This window comes from Pseudoalteromonas sp. PPB1 (genome assembly GCF_015356275.1).
GTDB classification, from domain to species: Bacteria; Pseudomonadota; Gammaproteobacteria; order Enterobacterales; family Alteromonadaceae; genus Pseudoalteromonas; species Pseudoalteromonas rubra_D.
The window spans coordinates 37,910-57,533 of record NZ_JACEQV010000017.1 but is presented as its reverse complement, the minus strand read 5'-3'; the positions used below and the strand labels follow the sequence as shown (position 1 = coordinate 57,533).

General features: G+C 47.0%; 21 protein-coding genes. 15 read left to right on the top strand and 6 right to left on the bottom strand.

All coding sequences use genetic code 11. The features are described from left to right. Nucleotides 1–21: 21 nt before the first annotated feature. The 3 genes from IY568_RS16775 to IY568_RS16765 all read right to left on the bottom strand — a co-directional run bounded on the left by IY568_RS16775 (nucleotide 22) and on the right by IY568_RS16765 (nucleotide 3,522). Nucleotides 22–753 (bottom strand): 5-oxoprolinase subunit PxpA, encoded by a 732-nt coding sequence (locus tag IY568_RS16775; protein ID WP_194868173.1) that lies wholly within the window; start codon nucleotides 751–753, stop codon nucleotides 22–24. Nucleotides 754–874: 121 nt separating this feature from the next. Next, complete coding sequence (locus IY568_RS16770) at nucleotides 875–1,672, bottom strand: D-glutamate cyclase family protein (RefSeq protein ID WP_125562638.1); 798 nt, start codon at nucleotides 1,670–1,672, stop codon at nucleotides 875–877. Between the two features lie 65 nt (nucleotides 1,673–1,737). Further along, entirely contained in the window at nucleotides 1,738–3,522 is a 1,785-nt protein-coding gene (locus tag IY568_RS16765; RefSeq protein WP_194868172.1) for a glycoside hydrolase family 3 protein, read from the bottom strand. Between the two features lie 180 nt (nucleotides 3,523–3,702). On the opposite strand from IY568_RS16765, the gene IY568_RS16760 reads away from it, so the two are divergent. After that, nucleotides 3,703–4,053 (top strand): VOC family protein, encoded by a 351-nt coding sequence (locus tag IY568_RS16760; protein ID WP_138538397.1) that lies wholly within the window; start codon nucleotides 3,703–3,705, stop codon nucleotides 4,051–4,053. Nucleotides 4,054–4,056: 3 nt separating this feature from the next. On the opposite strand, the gene IY568_RS16755 is transcribed toward IY568_RS16760, so the two are convergent. Beyond that, nucleotides 4,057–4,788, bottom strand: coding sequence for an MBL fold metallo-hydrolase (locus IY568_RS16755; protein ID WP_125562644.1), 732 nt, complete (start codon nucleotides 4,786–4,788; stop codon nucleotides 4,057–4,059). Then, the gene (locus IY568_RS16750) at nucleotides 4,785–5,390 is read right to left on the bottom strand and encodes a chemotaxis protein (RefSeq protein ID WP_125562646.1); all 606 of its coding nucleotides are present in this window, start codon (nucleotides 5,388–5,390) and stop codon (nucleotides 4,785–4,787) included. The genes IY568_RS16755 and IY568_RS16750 overlap by 4 nt, the downstream gene beginning before the upstream one ends. Nucleotides 5,391–5,608: 218 nt before the next feature. On the opposite strand from IY568_RS16750, the gene IY568_RS16745 reads away from it, so the two are divergent. From IY568_RS16745 to IY568_RS25330, 12 genes are all read left to right on the top strand, one after another. Continuing rightward, a complete protein-coding gene (locus IY568_RS16745; protein WP_194868171.1) occupies nucleotides 5,609–7,864 on the top strand; it encodes a putative bifunctional diguanylate cyclase/phosphodiesterase in 2,256 nt (751 codons plus the stop codon). Between the two features lie 90 nt (nucleotides 7,865–7,954). Next, nucleotides 7,955–8,629 (top strand): thermostable hemolysin, encoded by a 675-nt coding sequence (locus IY568_RS16740; protein WP_125562650.1) that lies wholly within the window; start codon nucleotides 7,955–7,957, stop codon nucleotides 8,627–8,629. Further along, nucleotides 8,622–10,079 (top strand): AMP-binding protein, encoded by a 1,458-nt coding sequence (locus IY568_RS16735; RefSeq protein WP_194868170.1) that lies wholly within the window; start codon nucleotides 8,622–8,624, stop codon nucleotides 10,077–10,079. The genes IY568_RS16740 and IY568_RS16735 overlap by 8 nt, the downstream gene beginning before the upstream one ends. Nucleotides 10,080–10,108: 29 nt before the next feature. Next, nucleotides 10,109–10,789, top strand: a complete 681-nt coding sequence (locus IY568_RS16730) for a TenA family transcriptional regulator (RefSeq protein WP_194868169.1) — start codon at nucleotides 10,109–10,111, stop codon at nucleotides 10,787–10,789. Further along, a complete protein-coding gene (locus IY568_RS16725) occupies nucleotides 10,789–11,604 on the top strand; it encodes an SDR family oxidoreductase (protein ID WP_194868168.1) in 816 nt (271 codons plus the stop codon). The genes IY568_RS16730 and IY568_RS16725 overlap by 1 nt, the downstream gene beginning before the upstream one ends. Next, nucleotides 11,601–12,254, top strand: coding sequence for a tetratricopeptide repeat protein (locus IY568_RS16720; protein WP_194868167.1), 654 nt, complete (start codon nucleotides 11,601–11,603; stop codon nucleotides 12,252–12,254). The genes IY568_RS16725 and IY568_RS16720 overlap by 4 nt, the downstream gene beginning before the upstream one ends. Then, on the top strand, nucleotides 12,251–12,907 hold the full coding sequence (locus IY568_RS16715; RefSeq protein WP_125562660.1) for a response regulator: 657 nt from the start codon (nucleotides 12,251–12,253) through the stop codon (nucleotides 12,905–12,907). Before IY568_RS16720 ends, IY568_RS16715 begins: the two co-directional genes overlap by 4 nt. Next, nucleotides 12,908–14,221: an ATP-binding protein gene (locus IY568_RS16710; RefSeq protein WP_323744754.1), complete on the top strand. Its 1,314-nt coding sequence runs from the start codon at nucleotides 12,908–12,910 to the stop codon at nucleotides 14,219–14,221. A 25-nt stretch (nucleotides 14,222–14,246) separates the two neighbouring features. Beyond that, nucleotides 14,247–14,552, top strand: coding sequence for a cupredoxin domain-containing protein (locus tag IY568_RS16705; protein WP_228553412.1), 306 nt, complete (start codon nucleotides 14,247–14,249; stop codon nucleotides 14,550–14,552). Beyond that, nucleotides 14,542–15,270, top strand: coding sequence for an iron transporter (locus IY568_RS16700; protein WP_125562664.1), 729 nt, complete (start codon nucleotides 14,542–14,544; stop codon nucleotides 15,268–15,270). Before IY568_RS16705 ends, IY568_RS16700 begins: the two co-directional genes overlap by 11 nt. A 4-nt stretch (nucleotides 15,271–15,274) precedes the next feature. After that, a complete protein-coding gene (locus IY568_RS16695) occupies nucleotides 15,275–15,979 on the top strand; it encodes a hypothetical protein (RefSeq protein WP_416365171.1) in 705 nt (234 codons plus the stop codon). A 79-nt stretch (nucleotides 15,980–16,058) separates the two neighbouring features. Further along, on the top strand, nucleotides 16,059–17,294 hold the full coding sequence (locus IY568_RS25330) for an ATP-binding protein (RefSeq protein WP_194868166.1): 1,236 nt from the start codon (nucleotides 16,059–16,061) through the stop codon (nucleotides 17,292–17,294). A gap of 2 nt (nucleotides 17,295–17,296) precedes the next feature. Here IY568_RS25330 and IY568_RS16685 read toward each other — a convergent pair whose 3' ends face one another. After that, on the bottom strand, nucleotides 17,297–17,971 hold the full coding sequence (locus tag IY568_RS16685) for a hypothetical protein (protein ID WP_194868165.1): 675 nt from the start codon (nucleotides 17,969–17,971) through the stop codon (nucleotides 17,297–17,299). A 468-nt stretch (nucleotides 17,972–18,439) separates the two neighbouring features. Here IY568_RS16685 and IY568_RS16680 point away from each other — a divergent pair, with 468 nt between their 5' ends. Both IY568_RS16680 and IY568_RS16675 read left to right on the top strand, forming a co-directional pair. Beyond that, nucleotides 18,440–18,649 (top strand): cold-shock protein, encoded by a 210-nt coding sequence (locus IY568_RS16680; RefSeq protein WP_010380108.1) that lies wholly within the window; start codon nucleotides 18,440–18,442, stop codon nucleotides 18,647–18,649. 126 nt (nucleotides 18,650–18,775) lie between these two features. Next, entirely contained in the window at nucleotides 18,776–19,279 is a 504-nt protein-coding gene (locus IY568_RS16675) for a DUF4240 domain-containing protein (protein WP_194868164.1), read from the top strand. Nucleotides 19,280–19,624: the final 345 nt, after the last annotated feature.

The following is a 19,624-nucleotide window of genomic DNA, read 5'->3' as shown; positions in this document are numbered from 1 at the left end:
AAATCCTTTTATTGTTCGATGTTATTGGGTTTGGAGTAATTTTCTGATAGTGACGATTTGATTAATGCTGTCCATGTTGTCGCCGTGCACACAGAGGGTGTCTGCTTTGAGTGGCAAAGTCTGACCACTTGCTGTGGTTACTGTGCCATGGGCCAGCAGTTGCTTTACCTGTGCCAGTACGTTTGCCTCGTCGTGGACCGCATTGGGTAGAGTTCGCGGGCTAAGTTGCCCTTGATCTGTGTAAAGTCTGTCAGCAAAGGCTTCAAATAGTAACTCTACGCCAAATTGCTCCGCAAGGCGTGTATGATGCGCTTGCTCAGCCGTTGCTAGCAGCATTAGTTTGAGCTTAGCAGGGTACTCGGAGAGCGTTTGGATCACCTGAAGAAGCGTCGCTTCGTCGCGCATCATGTCGTTATACAAGGCGCCATGAGGTTTTACATAGCTCAAAGTCATCCCCTGCACTCGCGCCATTCCCTCCAGCGCCGCAATTTGGTAATGCAGTGTGTTACGCAGTTCGGTGTTACTCAGGGTTATGGAGCGACGTCCGAACCCTTGCAGATCGGGATAACCTGGGTGGGCACCAATACCGACATGATGTGCTTTGGCCAGTGCGAGTGTGTTTGCCATTACAGTCGGGTCGCCTGCATGGAAGCCGCAGGCAATATTGGCCAGATCAATGTGCGGCATAACATGGCTGTCCAGTCCCATTTTCCAGGCACCGTAGCTTTCGCCCAGATCGCAATTTAGTAGCATAGAATACTCTTATTTTGGGTTTTTTCAGACCTTAACATGGATTGCAGCGTCAGGGTTAGGGCTTCACGTCCAATCAAGTTCACGTCTTCTGATCATAGTTACAAAACCAGGCTGGAGTGTGTCAGCTGATGACCAGGTTTAAATCAGCTTTGTCCGTAACCAACAGATGTTGTGGGCTATTGATAATACACAGCTCAGGGGCTGCCCGGGTAATTGCAAGGTGAGCTGTGAGACTGGTTGTCCAGAAGACGGGAAGTTTATCGTTGGCTATGGGAAGCGGTTCACCAAAGTTTGGTTTATTCAGGTTGTTAATGCCGATGTCGCTTGCTTCACCGAAGTGCAGAGGGATGCCATGTGGTACCCGGCTGACTGAACCCGCCTGAATGGCTTTGATCAACTCAGGTTTACTCATTGGGCGCATGCAGACTACTTTATTGCCACTAAATGGCCCCACCTGGTTACTCTCTATATTACTGATATACATAGGTAAGGAGTGCGTTGGGTTGGCCAGTGGACTGGATATACCGAAGGAGTTGAGCACATTGTCAAAGGCGAGGTAACTGGCTAGTGCAAAAGTGACCAGGTCGTCTCGCCATAGCTGTTTGATATCTGAGACTTCCTCAGTAAGCTGGCCGTGTTTTAGGATCCGATAGCGCGGAATATCGGTACGAATATCAATGTCCTGACCTAACTGGTCGAGATGATAACACCCTGGTGAAATACTGCTTGCTAACAAAGGGCAGCAGTCAGCGTTGTGATGACAGTAAGTCATAAATTCAAACGCATAGGCTTCAGGCAGGATCAGAACATTACACTGGGCGAAGCCGGGAACAAAGCCGTTAGTTGGGCCGGAATAGTCCCCGGCCCGGATCATAGCGCGAATAGCGTTAGGTGCAGTGAGTGATGCCTTTGGGTCCATACATGTCCTCATCAGGTAACAGGCTGATTCAACAACATCTCACTCAATATTATAGGCAGCTACGATTAATCTGCCTGTTTGTCTATGGTAACGGGGAGTGTTCCTTTGGCTTTTTCATGACCTAAGATGACTTTGGCAAGCGCGGTATACGCCGGTCCGCTGACTTCACTGGCGGTTTCAACGTCAACATTATAGGCATAACTTGCCAGTACAGCCTGGCTGTAAGGGGCAAACCGGGTGATTTCATAGGGGGCACGCAAACTGATGAACACGCTTGGTTTGTGCTGAGACTGAGCAAACCGTAATAAACCTTGTAATGCGTCAGGCTGGGCCTTGGCTGCCAGAGAAAACTGCGACAGTGTAGCCAGGTCTTCCATTCCACCAATTTCTACTGCGCTTTGCGCGGGCGTGGCATGACCGGCAATGACGAAGTCTGCATTTTTTATATCTGCTTCTGCCCGGGCAGGGTCGAATCCTTGTAAACTGGACAGAGTAACCGTGAGCGGATGAGTTGCATGAGCTAACAAGGCTTGTTTCAGAGCCGTTGCTTTTTGTTTGTCCGGCATAATCACATGAATTCGCTGATTTGCTCGGGGTGCCAGTGGTAACAGCTGGTGATTCTTCACTTGTGTTATGGCCGCCAGTGCCAGCTCAGCCTCCAGTTTACGATGCTGTGGATTCCCCAGTACAGACTGAGCTATAGCCGAGGACAGCTGACGCTTTTGTGCTAAAAAACGGGCTTTGAGCGTTTGTATTCTCAGGTTAGATGTCCTTAGTTCAGAGATGCTCAGTTGCGCTGTGGCTTGTTGATAAAGTGCATCCATAAATTGTCTGAATGCGCTGATATCCTCTGTGCTGCGTATCGCAAAAGGCATCAGGGCGATGTCTACACCCGCAGCAAAGATCTCTATGACGGCCTGCTCGGGCTCGAAAAAGTCACTGATCCCGGCCATATCCAGTGCATCTGTGATGGTGACACCCTGATAGCCCAACTCTTCTCTTAATAGGTCATGCATAATTTTGCGTGACATCGTCGCCGGGCGCAGCATTTTTTCATTACGTTTGTTGAGTATTTCTGTACTATCCAGCGCTGGGTACTGGATGTGCGCCGTCATTATCATACCCGGTGCGTGGTGTTTGATGATGCTGGCAAACGGCGCAATGTCTTGCTGCTGTATCTGTTCCAGGCGATGATTTACGCGGGGTAAGCCGGTGTGACTGTCGACATTGGTATCACCATGCCCCGGAAAATGCTTGATGGCAGATATCACCCCCTGTTGCTCGAATGCTTTGACTTGTGCGGCACCCAGTTTTGCCACTATGTGTGGATCTTCGCCAAATGACCTGACATTAATGACCGGGTTATCCGGATTGGCGTTGACATCAACGGTTGGCGCGAAATTGACATTGATCCCAAGCACGGACAGCTCTTTACCTATGACTGACGCAACCTCCTGCGCATAGCGTGTACCATGCTGAGCGTAGCTGGCTCCTATGCTCATGTTGCCAGTGAAGGAGGTGGCCTCAGCACGATTAATTCTGGCAACCCGACCACCTTCCTGATCAATGGCGATAAAGGGAGGTTGCTCTGTTGCATGGTGGATCTGCTGCGTCAGTGCGACTATTTGTTCAATTTCCCGTACATTTTCGGCAAACAGGATCACGCCGCCAATCTGATAGTCATGCAGTATCTGCTTGAGCTCCGGTGGCAGGGTAGTCATTGGCTCCCGACATTTTGCCCCTTTGCCTTGTTGACAAAAGTATCGTAAATCGAGCATTAATTTTTGGCCGATCAGGGTACGTAATTCAGGTGCCGATTGAGCACTATAGCTTGGGGCTGTGAGGGTCATGAGCAAACCTATTAAGAGTATGCGAAACAAGATATTCATCATCAATATGCTAATTTATCTGGCACTCTATCACGCCTCAGCGCTAATATGGAGCCGATTCAGTTCAATATGTTATCGGTTTTTATCAGGTGCAGGTGAACGCACATTGAATGCCGAGACAATAATAAAAAAGGAAGGACGATGAAACACCATACGCTTAACTATGTAGAGTTTGCTGCTTCTGATTTACCGGCGACGCAGGCATTTTTCGAATCGGTTTTTGGTTGGCAATTTCAGTCATACGGTCCGCAGTACGTTGCGTTTAGTGAGTCTGGGCTGGAGGGGGGCTTTTTCCAAAGCGATCTCTCAGCCAGCCAGGCGCAAGGTGCCCCGCTACTGGTATTGTACAGTGATGATTTAGTACAAACACAGCAAGCCATAGAGCAGGCTGGTGCTACCATCAATAAAGCGATATTTAGCTTCCCCGGTGGCAGGCGATTTCATTTTATTGAGCCCAGTGGCAATGAATTGGCGGTGTGGAGTGATAAGTAAGCCTCAACTGGCTATGCCCACGTCCAGTTTTGCAAACCACTCAAGAAATTCAGCGACCGCTTCGCCTTTGAACAAGCGACCATGCTGAGGTGCCATAATGTCGATGTCGAGCTCTCTCACGCGGGCTATCCAGTTTGCTTTAGCGCGATTGGATGGCATCCAGCGACGATGGAAATACTCCATATGCTTAACGTGAGCCGCAAAATCGTCCACAAATATTGGAGCGTTGGTTTTTTCCAGCGCCGCACCTACATCACCACTCATCAGTATTTTTGCCAGTGGGTCATACACATGAAAATTACCTGATGAATGCAGATAGTGTGCCGGGACGAGTTTCAGGCTGATGTCATTCAGACGGATTTCGCCGCCTTCGTCTTTGATCCCCTGGTATTTGATATTGCTCATACCAAAGTGGCGGATAAACCCTTCCCACAGCCAGGGCGCATGCAGTGTGGCATCTGGCAGGGCTTTATCCCAAAGTCCCAGCGAGGATATGATGTCGGGATCCTGATGTGAGGCGAATAAGGTGGTAAGCTCTTCCAGCTCAATATGTTGCAAGATGGCAGCCAACATGGGTGAAAAGAGCTCTGTGCCTCCCGGGTCAAGCAGTACTGCTTGCCCTGTGCCTTTCACCAGATACTGGTTAGTATCAATGATCTTTTCTGGTTTGCCTTCGTCACGGCCAAACATCAACCAGGAGTGGCTCGGAGCCTGATGGAGTTGTGTTGCTTTCAATGCAGGGCGCCTCTTAGAGTATGGATTTCGTTTAAGTTTACAGTGACTGACTGCTTAATTGTTTTGGCTGCACTGGCAATAAAATCAGAGACCGACTGTAGACTGTCGCTAAATTCTCCGGCGTTTGATGCCTCAACCCGGCTGGTCACGGCAATGTATTCCGCACTGCGCATTTGCTTATTGATCTCTTCAAAAAAGCTCTCCAGATCCTGTAAAGCGATTTCCAGTTTTTTGGTCTGGTATTGCCGCTCTTGTTTTGCTTTATGTTGCAAAGCAACAACTTGAGATGTGGAGACGAGCATTGCTGCATTATTAACATGCATATCGAACTGGGTACTTCGGACTGCCTCGAGCGCAATTTTGAACAGCTGATTAGATAGCGTGGAGATATGCGTAGTGGTCTTGATGGTTTGTTCCGAAAACTCATCAATGAAGTTTGTAATGGGTTTAAAGCCAGAGGCCGAATCACCTGCTCTCAGCGCGACCACGCGGGCATTCTTGGCGGTAAGAGAGAGGTTTTTAGCTTCGGCCAAAATCGCGTCAAGATTTGCAATGATACGCGCAACGCGAATGAAGCTGTCTACTATATTGTCGTCGCTCAATGCGAAACTCCACTGTCTACGGGCTGCTTTCAAGACACTAGAATAAAAATCGCCGAAATTCCAGAAATCAGCATAATTGAGCGTTTAGTTTTTGTCTTTGCCAAAACATTAAACTCTATCATTAACAAAGGCTTCAAAAACTTCAGTTGCAGTACCAAAGTCTTGTTATTGCGACTACGCTTGATAAGAGCTGTATTTAATAGATGACCGGAGTCTGAGTGAAAACCTCTGCCTTGCAATATTTTGTAAGCCTGTGTTTGTCTGTTGTGGGGTGGCAGGCGAGCGCTGCGCCTCACAGTACTTCAGTGCTTGCGTCTTCAGCTGGTGGTACAACTAGCCCGATGATTCTGGCGCTAGTCGTCGGCGGCCTGATGGCAGCAATGGCTGGCACCGTGATTTGGTGGTTGAGTCGTCGATCGGACCAGAGACGCCATAATGGTCATGATGAAGCACACCACTTTTACCTCGAAGCATTTCAGGCCAACTCAGGCTTTGAATTTGTGTTTAGCTCTGATGCCAGTCTGATTTGTATGAGTGACGGGCTGACAACCGCGCTTGCTAAAAGTCACAAAGCGCTATTTGCCTATAACCTGCATGAATTGCTGGAACCAGATAGCTGGGCACGGCTGGCAGCCTGGCTAGAGGAACCAAAACCTGGTCAGGTGATTAAACTGACCCTGGTTAGCGCGCACAGTGAGCGTGTCACAGGACTTTTTGAGTTACAAAGCTCTGAGCACCGCAATTTGCACCTTGCCCGGTACTTACACCTTTCGCCTCATCTGGGTCAGGCAGATACAGACAGCGAACTGCTGGCAGTGACGCTTAGCTCCATCGGTGATGGTGTAATATGTTGCGATATTGATAGTCGGGTGATTTTTATGAATCCGGTTGCTGAGGCGGTACTTGCCTTACTTACCGAAGAAGTGAAAGGTAAGCCCATTACTGAGGTGATGCCGTTATATCATGAAGGGAGTGAAGGACCCATCGAAGATCAAATGGCCGTGTGTATGCGCAGTCAGCAAACGGTTAGCCTGCCGGATTCTACCTGCTTTCGAAATCACCTTGGGCTAGAGTTTGCCATTGATGATTCCTGTTCCCCGGTATACAACAATTCAGGCAAAGTCATTGGTGCCGTGATGATTTTTCAGGATGTGACTGAGTCAAGGGCACTCAAGCGCAAAATGAACCACCTGGCCCACCATGATGCACTGACGGGGTTGCCTAATCGTTTGCTGCTTCAAGATAGGCTTATCCAGGCGTGTAAACGGGCGTTGCGTAATCGCCATCAGTTTGCGGTTGTGTTTATGGATCTGAATAAATTTAAGAAAATCAATGACTCTTTGGGACATGATTTTGGCGATTTACTCCTGAAACACATTGCACAACGATTAACGGATTCTGTTCGGGCATGCGATACCGTGTCCCGGATGGGCGGTGATGAATTTGTATTGTTGCTGGATGCCATTGAAGATAAACGTCATGTACGAAGCGTGATTAAAAAAGTGCTTGATGGCGTGTGTGGTCAGTATGAGATCAAAGGCGTTGAAGTACAGGCTGCGCTGAGTGCCGGCGTTGCGCTGTATCCTGACGACGGCGATAACGCTGAATTACTGATGAAACGTGCTGACAGCGCGATGTATCGGGCAAAAAGGTCGGGCAAAGGCGGGATGCAGTTTTACTGCTCTAAATTGGATGATGAAGCTGAGCAAAATCAGGCTCTGGAGCAGGCTATTTTAGACGCTTTAGCGGCAGATAAGTTTGTACCGCATTTTCAGCCTGTTGTCTGCGCATCAGATGGTCGGCTTGTGCAGGTGGAGATGTTGGCGCGGTGGCATAAAGAAGGCACGCTTGTCGAAGCAAATCGATTTATCAATGAAGTGAGCGAAGTCGGTTGCCTGATGGCATTGCAATCTAAACTCTGGGAGCAAGCATTTAAGCACTTTGCCAGTTGGCAAGCAACAATCCCTGAACTCAGGCTGAGTATCAATGTGTCTGTGAAAACACTGCAACAGGATGAGGCATTGAGCGAACTGAACAGGCGCCTGATTGAACATCAATTGCAACCCTGGCAAGTCGAAATTGAAATAATGGAGCAGCAACTCACATTGCTGGGTACGGAGGCTGATAACGTGATAAACCATTGGCAACAGGCTGGCTTTACAATTGCCATCGATGATTTTGATGCCAGCCACACGAGTATTGGACAGTTACATGAGTTAAAAATCGACGCCTTGAAGCTGGATCCGGGATTACTATCTAGACTGGTCGACGAGGAGTCGCAGAGTTTAATAAAATCTGTATTAGTGATGGCAAAAAATATCAATGTTACTTGTTGTGCTGAGGGAGTTGAGTCAGCTGAGCAGGTAAAGGTATTGTCCGAGATGGGCTGCACCCTAATGCAAGGTTACCATGTTGGCCGGCCTGTCAGTGCTGAGCAGTTGACTGACTATCTGGCCAAGCTAAACGTACATTAATTCGAGCATACATCGACCATTTTCAATCCTTAAGGTTGTCTTAATTTTCTAAATTTAACCTGCACCTAAGTTAACATTACGGAGCAGCGTATGACAGCCCTCGTTCAAAATCTCGGAACCGAATTTGCCCCCCTGCAATTGAGCTGGGCTGAGCAAAACTCCTCTTTACGAGCAGCGTTAGAAAGCGATATTCACGCAGGTTTTCGTAAAGCATTTGATGCGCAGATCAAACATTTTTACCCCCTATTGAGTGAGTTTCGGCTGACATGCGGTCATTGCTGTTTGGGGTTGAGGCTTGCTGGCAAACATGAGTTGTTTGTCGAGCAGTACTTGCGACAAGATATTGAGCAGGCAATTCAGGCACATTCTGTTGGCCAAGAGTTCAAAGGTCAGCATATGCGCTTTGAGATAGCAGAGCTGGGCAATCTGGTCTCGACGAATCGTAAAGCGAGTTTGCTGCATTTTATCATTGTCACTCAGGCACTCACGGCCTATGGCGTTCGTTACCTTACCTTTGCTGCCACCAGCCAGGTTAGAGCTTTGCTGTCTTTGCTAAAAGTGCCTGTACACGTGCTTGCAGATGCTGCGGACGATATCGCCGTTGCAGCGGACTATGGCTCTTACTATCAGCAGCAACCCAAAGTGTGTGTTGTGGCTTTATCAGATGCAAAGCTGCTTATTCGGGAAACAGCGCTTTTCAGACGTTATGCAAATCAGTACCGCAGTGAAACTGAATATTTGCTGGAGGGGCTACGTCATGCATAAGTTTTTAGATAAGACCCCACACAGCCAGCAACAGGTTATTCTTGAAGATGAACATGGCACATGGACAAAGCACTTGTTGCAGCAGGCGAGCAACGAACTAAGCGGTGTCTTTGAAGAGCTTGAAGGAGAGTGTGTTGCATTTCAAATGGATAACTCAGCTGCCTGGATTGCCGTTGATTTCGCTTTGAATGATAGCAACAAAATTGCTCTGCCATTGCCGTTATTCTTCACCCGGGCACAGTGTGAACATGCGTTGCTAGAATCTGGTGCCAGTTGGTTACTGAGCGAGACGTTGAATTCAGATAATGTCTTGAGTAAAACGATTAACGTATGTGGTCGCACTGTTTATGTCTACCAGCTTAGTAGCAAGCCAGCAGCATATTTTGCAGGCACTCGCAAGATCACGTTTACTTCAGGCTCGACAGGCACGCCGAAAGGTGTGTGTCTGTCGGACCTTACTATGCAGCAAGTTGCCAGTAGCCTGTGTGAACGATTGGTACTGGAGAACCCAAAGCACTTGTGTTTATTACCGCTGGCTGTGTTGTTGGAAAATGTGGCTGGTGTCTACGCTCCCCTTCTGAGTGGCGGGCAGGTGATTACGCCTTCGTTAAACACACTTGGCTATCTGGGAAGTCAGCTACAAGACCCAGAAAAGATTTTGATGTGTATTAGCCAATTCGAGCCACACACTTTGATTTTGGTGCCTGAGTTGTTGCAGTTGCTTGTAGCGGCCTGCTCAGCTGGGTGGCAGGCTCCTGAGAGTTTAGTATTTATAGCAGTTGGCGGAGCGCGGGTCGATGAAAGCTTGCTCGTTAAGGCCAGGAATAGCGGTTTGCCAGTCTTTCAGGGATATGGCTTATCCGAAGCTGGCTCCGTCGTTGCATTGAGTAAAGTTGCGCCACTATCTGAGGGCGTGGGAGACGTCCTCCCCCATCTTAAATACAAGATAGAGCAAGGCCAGCTTTTCCTCAGAGGGCCCCTGTACTTAGGGTATCTGAATGGACCTGAACATTCTCCTGAACATTGGCTGGCAACCGGTGACCTGATCAGGCAAACAGAGAGTGGACTGGATATCTATGGGCGGCTTAAAAATCAACTTATTCTCAGCTCTGGGCGAAATGTTTCACCGGAGTGGCCAGAAGCGCTACTACTTAGTCAACCGGGAGTAGCTCAGGTTGTGGTTTTTGGTGATGCGAAAACGCACCTTGTGGCCTTGATTTATGCCGCCTCTCAGCTCAGTGATGATCAACTGGAACAACACATCTCTTTAATAAACAGTCAACTACCTGACTACGCCAGGATCGGAACCTGGCACAGGTTGGCTCAACCCTTATCGACAAGTAATGAATTACTGACATCAAATGGTCGGCCGAAACGTGACGTGATCGCACGTTACTATCGCACTGAATTAACCGCGCTCTACTGCGATAACGCAGAGCTGCAGGCGTAACAGCCAAAGATGATATTGGAGAAAAGTACATGAGTAATTTTTATGAGACATTACAGAGCGCAACGCAAATTGAACGTGAATATTTACTGAGCGCTCCGATTTTTAAAGCGGTATTTGAAAGTGAGATCTGCATTGAGCAGTATGTTGGATTCCTGGAGCAGGCTTATCACCACGTTAAACACACTGTACCACTTTTGATGGCGTGCGGAGCTCAATTGAGTGACGATAAGGAGTGGTTACGAGAAGCTATTGCACACTATATCGAGGAGGAACTGGGTCATCAGGAGTGGATCTTAAATGATATTGCGGCATGTGGATTCGATAAAGAAGCCGTTCGTCATAGTCAGCCGGGGTTTGCGACAGAAATGATGGTGAGTTATGCCTACGACAGCATCCAGCGTATATCGCCATTGAGCTTTTTCGGGATGGTCAATGTGCTGGAAGGTACCTCAATCATGTTGGCTGATAAAGCTGCAACACAAATTCGCAACAAACTGGGGTTGCCTCAAAAAGCCTTTAGTTATTTGACTTCCCACGGTGCGTTGGACCTAGAACATATCGACTTCTTTGCAGGGTTAATGAATCGCATAGAGGATCCACAAGAACAGCAAATGATTATTCATGCTGCAAAGCGATTTTATTGCCTGTATGGCGCCATTTTTCACGCTATTGACACTCAGGTCGGGTCTTTCGTAAAGGAGGCAAGCTAATGACATCTCAAAAATTAGCGGTACTCACAGGCGCCACGGGTGGGCTGGGGCGAGTGTTTGCACACCGTCTGCTTAAAGATGGCTGGCGCTTGCTTTTGGTTGCACGTCAAAAAGCGCCATTACAGGCGATGGTCGCGCAACTTGGGCCGGAGCATCAGGCCATTGCTGTAGATCTGAATAATGCCGAAGGTGCCTGTCAAGTTGCTCATCAGGCAGCTCTAATGGGCAATGCCAGTCTGCTGGTTAACAATGCAGGTGTGAATCGGATGGTCGCCTTTGAAGATATGAGTCAGGCTGAATTAACACGGCAGCTACAGGTGAATTTGGTTTCACCTGCATGTTTGACGCACGCGATGCTCGATCAACTGGAGGCAAATCGAGGAACAGTGATAAACATTGGCTCAGCGTTGGGTGCCATTGGGTTTCCTTATCAGAGTGTTTATTGTGCCAGCAAGTTTGGATTACGTGGTTTCAGTGAGGCTTTGTCTCGAGAATTGGATGGACGAATTGCAGTGAAGTACTTGTCTCCACGCGCTGCGGATACCGCGATCAATGACGAGTCAGTACGTTTATTGAACAAAAAGCTTGGTAACAGAATGGATTGTCCTCAGCTTGTTGCGGATGAGTTTATGGCGCTGCTGAAGAGCAAAGCTAAACGCAAAGGGATTGGGTTTCCTGAGAAGTTTTTTGCCAGGCTCAATGGCTTTGTGCCTGAACTTGTAGATGGCAGTATTATTAAACAGCGGTCGACTATCCGCGCGCATTTCGCGGCACAATCCGCAAAATTCTCTTCACGTTTGGAGGACTCTTTATGAAATCGACTTTTATCGCACTCGGTGCTTCTGTGGTTCTATTTTTCTGTGCTAAAAGCCATGCCGCGCTTGCAGACGACATAGCGCTGTTACAACAGAGTTGGGCTAAAGTTAATTATGAGCTTAAAGATGATGCGCAGGAAAAAGCATTTAAAGCCCTGATCAAAGACAGTCAAAAGGTTGTGACAAGTTATCCGGATGATGCAGAAAGCCATATTTGGCATGGCATTATTCAGTCCAGTTATGCGGGCGCAAAAGGGGGGTTGGGAGCGCTGGGGCTGGCGAAGCAAGCTAAAGTCGAATTCGAACAAGCGATAGCGATTGACCGTGAGGCGCTGAGTGGTTCTGCACTGACTAGCTTGGGTACCTTATACAGTCAGGTGCCTGGGTGGCCGATAGGGTTTGGAGATGACAGCAAAGCACGTGAATTGTTTGAACAGTCATTAGCAATTAATCCATACGGCTTGGATATCAATTACTTTTATGCCCAATTCCTATATGATGAGCGCGAATACAGCACTGCTCTGTTACACTTACAGAGGGCGCAAGCTGCGCCGAAACGTCCTGGCCGTGAAAACGCGGATCTATACCGTCAGGCAGAAGTGACCGAGCTATTAGCGCTCGTCGAGAAAAAGTTAAAGCGTAAAAAATGAGATTATTATTAGTTGAAGATGATGCCCTGCTTGCACAGGGTCTCGTCCAGTCACTGAAGAAAGAAGGGTATGCTGTCGAACATGTTGACAGCTGCGCTGGCGCATTGGCATCAATTGAAGTGGTGTTGCCCGAGTTAGTAGTGCTCGACTTGGGGTTGCCTGATGATGATGGTTTGAGTGTTCTTAAAGCACTCAAACAACATAAAGAGCAGGTAGGTGTATTGATCCTGACTGCCCGGGATGAATTAGACGATAAAGTGGCTGGGTTAGATCATGGTGCTGATGATTATCTTGCAAAGCCTTTTGAGCCACTAGAGTTATTTGCCAGATTAAGAGTTGTTGCCAGACGATTTGGAAAACAGCAGGACAGTCGTTTGAGTTGTGATCAGGTTACCCTTGACCTTGCTAGTCACCATGTTGAATTTGAACAACAAACCTTGCAGCTACCACGCAAGGAATACATGTTGCTAAAAGCTCTAATGGAAAACAAGGGACGGGTTTTGGCTAAGAGCCAGTTGGAAGACAAGTTGTATCATTGGGGCGAAGAACTTGGCTCAAATGCCATAGAAGTACATATTCATCATTTGCGCAAAAAACTACCAAGTGGGTTTATTAAAACGCTACGAGGTATCGGTTATGTAGTGGGTAGTTGAGTGTCGTTACACCCTGTTCATCGGCCTATTTCCATTAATCGCAAGCTAACTTTGATATTGGTCTCCTGTCTGATCCTGTCAACTTTCTGGGCGCTGTTGAGTGGCTATCAAGCCAGTATGGAAAAAGCAGAACAGCAACTTGATGAACAGCTTAGAGAAATGGCGACGTTACTCTTGGAAACAGAGCTCACACAGACAATTCCCACTCAGGAGATTTATTTTCAAATTTGGCAGCATGGCGTGCTGCTTGCTGCAAGCGAGCGGCTTAGTAATACTGAGTCTCGAGTTGACCTTTCATCAGGTTGGCAAACACAGAATATTGCTGCGATGCGACTACGTACTTATGTCATAGAGCGAAGAGAGCGTGTGGTATTGGTGGCCGAGCCCGTAAATAAACGTTTTTCTCTGGCTGAAAGTCTGGTGCTGTCGGCCATGATGCCGTTAGTGATCATCATGCCTATACTGGCTGTATTCATAGCTTGGTATATCTATCGTGCGCTCCGGCCTTTAACTCAATTATCATCAGAACTAAAGGTACGGCGAGCCGATGATTTTACTGCATTAAATACGTTTAGTCAGGATCGGGAAGTGGCCCCAGTGATAGCGATGATGAATGCGCTATTTGCTAAAGTTGAAGCTGCTTATTTACGGGAAAGATATTTTGCCTCTGATGCTGCACATGAGTTAAAAACGCCCATTGCAGCACTCAAAATTCATTTACATAATCTGGCAGGGGGTCCCACTGAAAGCAGTCTAAAGGGGATAACGCAAAGTACAGAGCAGCTCAATCATATTGTTGAGCAGATGCTGACACTGGCGCGAACTGAACCTCAGGTATGGCGCAGGCAATTTGACCCTATTGATACAGAAGCCGTGACTCAGCAATTGGTGGCACAAATGTATGATAAAATTGCTGATAAAGCGCAGCTGATCAGTTTGCACTCTGAGCCGCATTCCATTTTGGGCTGTCAGTTCACCCTTTCAACTTTACTTGGTAATCTTTTGAGCAATGCCATCAAATATACACCCCCGCAAGGAGAGATCCGCATTGATATCACGCGCAATGCACACCAAGTTTTATGGCAAATACAAGATTCGGGTCCAGGCATGACTCAGGCCCAAATTGACCGTGTATTTGACCGTTTTTATCGGGTTGGAGGCGATTCACACCCAAGCGGAGAAAAGGGCGCAGGATTAGGGATGGCGATCGTAAGGCAGATCTGTGAGATTTACGATGCCACACTGACATTGTCAGACTCTGAATTAGGTGGTTTGAAGGTCTCTCTGGCGTTTAAAGGAGCACAAAATGAATAACACGCATTTGGCACTTGCACTGTGCATGGTGTGTGCTCCAACATTTGCATTGGAAACTCGTAGCATTGTGCTTAAAAACCACCTCTTTAGCCCTCAATCAATTGTTGTACCAGCAAGAAAAAAGATTCGCCTGGTAATTGAGAATCAAGACCCCGCAGCAGAAGAATTTGATAGTTTTGATCTTAATCGGGAGAAAGTACTATTTCCAGGCAGAAAAAGTGTCATCTACATCGGGCCGCTTGAACCAGGTGAGTATAGTTTCTTCGGTGAATTTGCTCCTAATACGGCGAGAGGCATAGTTATCGCGAAGGAGGATAGCAATGCTCCTTAATTCTGTGGTGATCACATTGAACCAATGTTTGCCTGTAGCCGTGGTTTGCGTACTGCTTTGTGCAACCGGGAAAAGCGTTTTATCGGTAAAACAAGGCGCTTTGGGTACCTTACTAGGGGGCTTGGGTTGTATGGCCTTATTGATTCTGGCTGCAGATATTTCAGTGTGGTGGGATTATCGTGGGCTGGAGCTGATTCAGATTCTTATGCTGATAACGTTATTTGTTGGTTTAGCAGGCCATTATATCTTTGATCTTGCTTGCGCCAGGGTGATGAGCCTGGCTGCTGCACTCACTTTATACTTAAGTAACTTCCTGACTTATTTTAATGGCTACTGGCAGATGGATGAAGCCTTTGCGTTAATGCTGGGTGCTGTTTTGGGGGTCAGTATATGCGCCAGTTTCGCAGTATTGTTGTATTTTTCTTTACTCTGGGCGACGCGAAAAATGTTGTTACTGGTGACTGTGTTTGTCGCCTTACACAGCGCCAGTAAATTGGTATTCGCCAGTGATTTGGCTGCCCAGATCGATATCATCCCGGCTTATACAGCGTTGTTGGATATGCGAACTTGGGTGGATGAATACAGTGTTGGAGGTCGGATCCTGAAAGTACTATTTGGCTATGAAGCCACGCCAAGTTTGTGGTCGATATTGGCTTTGGCAGCGGGAACGGGAGTTTTTTGGTTTGTTTATAACTGGAGGCAGGGCAGTGAAGCATAATATGATGCTAAAGGCCATTATGATTGGATGCCTTGCCGGGCTTGTGGTCAAGTCAGGCCATGTTAAGGCTGACGATATGGTCGTTGATAAAGTATATCATCCTTACGTGCTGCCTCTGGAACGTGAAGTTGAATGGCGGTTATTATCCCGACAAAATGATACTGGGAATGTACTGGCGCAGCGTCTGGGATTAGGCTGGAGTTTGACGGAAACCATGACTGTTGAAGGTTACGCAATTGGTGAACGAGATCCGGATGATAACTTCGATATGGCGGGATATGAAGCTGAGGTACGCTGGCAGCTTGTTGAACAAGGGCGATACTGGGCTGATTGGGGGCTGTTGTTTGAATATGAAAAACGTCATAAAGAATCGGCTTATGAAGCGACAGTAGGTCTTTTGTTTGAGAAAGAGTTTGGCCGTAACAGTCTGACACTTAATGCTTTTATTGCCAGAGAGTGGGGCAGTATGGTCAGTAATGGGTGGGAGGCCGAGTTCCGTGCTCAATATCGCTATCGTTGGATAAGTGCTTTTCAGCCGGCAATTGAAGTTTATACCGGAGAAGACTTTGTGGGAGTGGGGCCTGCTGTGATTGGGTTACACCGTTTTCAGGGTCAAAAACAGCTCAAGTGGGAAATTGGCTTTGTCACAGAATTGAGTCAGGTGAGCAAAGATCATAGCTTTAGGCTGGCATTAGAGTTTGAATTTTAAAATGGTGTGAGCAGGCTATACTCAAAGAGCAAGTCTGACAGGCATGTTGCCAGGAAAAGGGCTTGTGAGGAGCAAGCGAGTGAACACCAATACTTTATCAGATCAGCTGGTGATGCAATGGAACGAGCTTTTAAGCCGGGTTGCCGAACTATTGGAAGTTCCGGTGGCATTGATCATGAAGCTCAACGGGCCGCATTTGAGCGTGTTCAACAAAAGCCTCAATAAAGAAAACCCGTACGAAATTGGTGACAGTGAGTGCTGGGAGCGCTCAGGGTTATATTGTGAAACCGTCATAAAGGCAGAAAGCGAACTCTGTGTGCCCAACGCTCTGGCAGACCCTGTCTGGGACCACAACCCAGATATTAAGCTCAACATGATTGCTTATCTTGGCTTACCCATAAAAAATGTTGATGACTCTGTCTTTGGCACAGTCTGTGTTCTGGACAGTAAAGAAAATACTTTTGGCACTAAGGCCAGAGCCATGCTGAGTTCCCTTAAGCACCTGTTTGAGCTACAACTCAGAATGCTGTCACAGCAAAAGGAACATGATCACAAAGAAGCTTTTAAAGAGCAAGCCCTGATGACCATGGGGCTAGCCCATGAATTGAATACGCCACTGGGGGTTAGTGTGACTTCGGCATCCATGTTGAGTGAATCAGCAGAGCAGCTTAGCCGCTTACTGCAACAAAACCCTGTGCTTTTACCTGAGGTACAAAAGCAGGCAGCATGCATTCACCAGGCTGCTGACTTATTATCACGTAATCTCCATCATATTGATGACAAAATAGACAGGCTTAAGCAGTCAATTGTTCAGGGACATGATGGTGTAACCAGGGTATGTCGCATTACCGATGTATTTAAATCACTGGAAAGTGTTTGGGAGTCTTCTTTGGCGATGCACAATGTTGTGCTGAATATTGACGTTGAGCAAAGCGCTGATGTGCTCCTGTATCTAAAGCCTGCCAGTCTCATCGAGGCGTTAAATCATCTCATTACAAACGCAATTGAACATGCATTTTCAGGGGTTGATCGGCCAACGATTACAATCGCTGTAAAAGTAAAACAAGCTGAGCTTAAGCTCAGGTTTAGTGATAATGGGGTTGGGGTTGAGTTGGTTCATCCTGAAGACATATTTGCCCCCTTTTATTCGACCAAAAAGCAAGTGGCTGGCTCAGGACTGGGTCTGGCTCACGTCAAACGCATTGCTATGAATGATCTTGGTGGGACCGTTTATGTAAATTGCAATCAAAGTGGGTTAGGTATCATGTTGCGCTTTCCTGTGACCCATGCACAATCAGAGCCCATAGAGGATTAAAATCAGAGCCCTTTTTGCGCTTTGACTGTTGAGATAGCCAGAGCAAGTTGCGCAGCAAGCCCAGCATGCTTTTTGTGCATCACATGGTAGGCTTTGGAGCGAAATAAGTGGTGCACATGTAAATGAGACAGTGAGTCTGGGAGCGGCCACTGAGTAGAAACCACAAATATTGCATAGTCAAACCGATGTACGTTCAGCAGCTCGGGCAACTTGGCCAGGTTGTTTATATGGTAAAAGGTGTTTCTGTTCGCGTGCGGATACTTATTGAGCAAAACACGTTTGGACTGATCGGTTGCGACTATGGTGCTGGGCGTTGCCACCAATACTGAGTTATCGCACGGTACATTCGCAACACATAAGAGGACAAATTCCACTTCCGTTAAAGCAGGCCCGACAGCAATAACATCTTTAAAAGGGGCGAAAATCTCTCGTGCCAGGATCACATCACCATCGGTGTGTTGTGCTGTAATTTCGTGCAGTACGCGGTGTGCTGGCATGGCTACAAAATTGGCCTTAATTCCTGCCTGGTTGTAAGCGGCCTGGATTAAAGGCAGGGCCTGATCGCGCACACTTGGATGTTGAAGGTAAGAGATTGTTAATGGTGTGGCAAATAGTGATGCACTAAAAGTACACAAGGTGATAACTTTGGCTATTAGGCTAAAAATTTTTTTGAGCATAAAAAACGCCTCGCGAGAACTTCGCAGAATTATACCCAGTTTGGATGCAAAGCATAGTCTCCAAAGGTGTTATATCAGGTTAAATTAACCACAATTTGCCCTCGATCATAGTCCCACCAATTAGCTAAAATAAAAAAGGTACACCCTTGTCTCCTCTGCCTTGAAAGCGACTTGTTAGTGTCATTAAGAATTAATAAATATGATTAAAAATTAGTTGACTTAGAGGGGCAGCCCGATAAGATGAACGTAGACAGAATTTGGGTCAGTGTTTATAAATCTCCATTACGTTGTTGTATAAGTTTTTGCTTGTAGTAGTACCGTCCTGAAGTTTTATCACCGGCAAAATTTAGGTCTATGCGCCCACATGGGCATAGGTTTGCCAGTTTTTTGTATAGAAGGATCCTTTGCAACAGGGCAGAGGTTAGCTTTTAAGGATTGGCATCATTTTAATATTCAGGATTTACTATCATGTCTAATACTTTAACAGGTACCGTAAAGTGGTTTAACGAATCAAAAGGCTTTGGTTTCATCGCTCAGGAAAATGGCCCAGATGTCTTTGCACACTTCAGTGCTATCAAAGGTGACGGCTTCCGTACACTAGCTGAAGGCGAGCGCGTTGAGTTCAAACTGACTCAAGGTCAAAAAGGCCCTCAGGCAGAAGAAATCGTTAAGCTATAATTTATGGCTTAAAAGAAAAAGCAAGCTATGGCTTGCTTTTTTTGTGCCTGTAATCCGCCATATCATACCCTTCAGCTGGCGGGTTGTGGTAAAATCGTATGATTACTCCCTGATGTGTTTTATTCCATGGATCAGACCCAATTCTGGCAGCTCATTGCCATCGATAACCAAACCAAAGATAAAGCGGCTCAATTAAAAGCCAGGCTCGAGACGCTCTCTGATACTGATGTCGCCGACTTTGATAGCCACTACAGTAAACAGCTCAGACGTTTATGGCACTGGGATATCTGGGGGGCTGCTTATGTCACGTGCGGTTGTAATAGTGAATATGACTTTCTGGATTTTTGTAACTGGTTACTGACTCAAGGCGAAGAGCTGGTAGACCAGGTGTTGGCCGAGCCAGATAGCCTGGCAAACATTGATGACATGCCCCTGCGCGACAATTTGCCCTATCCGTATTGCGACGAGTTAGATCTGACAGCAGGACTGCTCTACGAGCAAAAAACCGAGCAGGAATTGCCATATCACAACACCGTGAACTATGCGCCACAGGGTAAGCAGTTTAAAAACAAGCCCAAAGTGTTAAAGCAAACCTACCCACAATTGTTTGCAAAGTACTGGCAGGGGTAATGCGCCCCCGCTCAGACTTGGTTTTTTGGTTGTTTTTGATATCTGTACCAGTGATAAAGCGTCGGTACAGATGCAAAGCTTGCTGTACCTGGCCTATGATGGCCGCTTCAATGTATGATCACATTAACTTTTGTACACCAAACGCAGGGTTATGTTTGGTGTTTAAGTTCTAAAAAAGCAAATAGTTTCCCTTCCATGAAAACTTCGGGCCCGCTTAACTTTCTGAAGTATCAATTAACTTTTCAATCAAAGGACGCATTTATTTTTGTATAACGGAACAATCTTCTGATTGTTCGTGTAATACCAGCATACAAACTAACTAGGTTTTGAGCTTGTCTGTTTAGT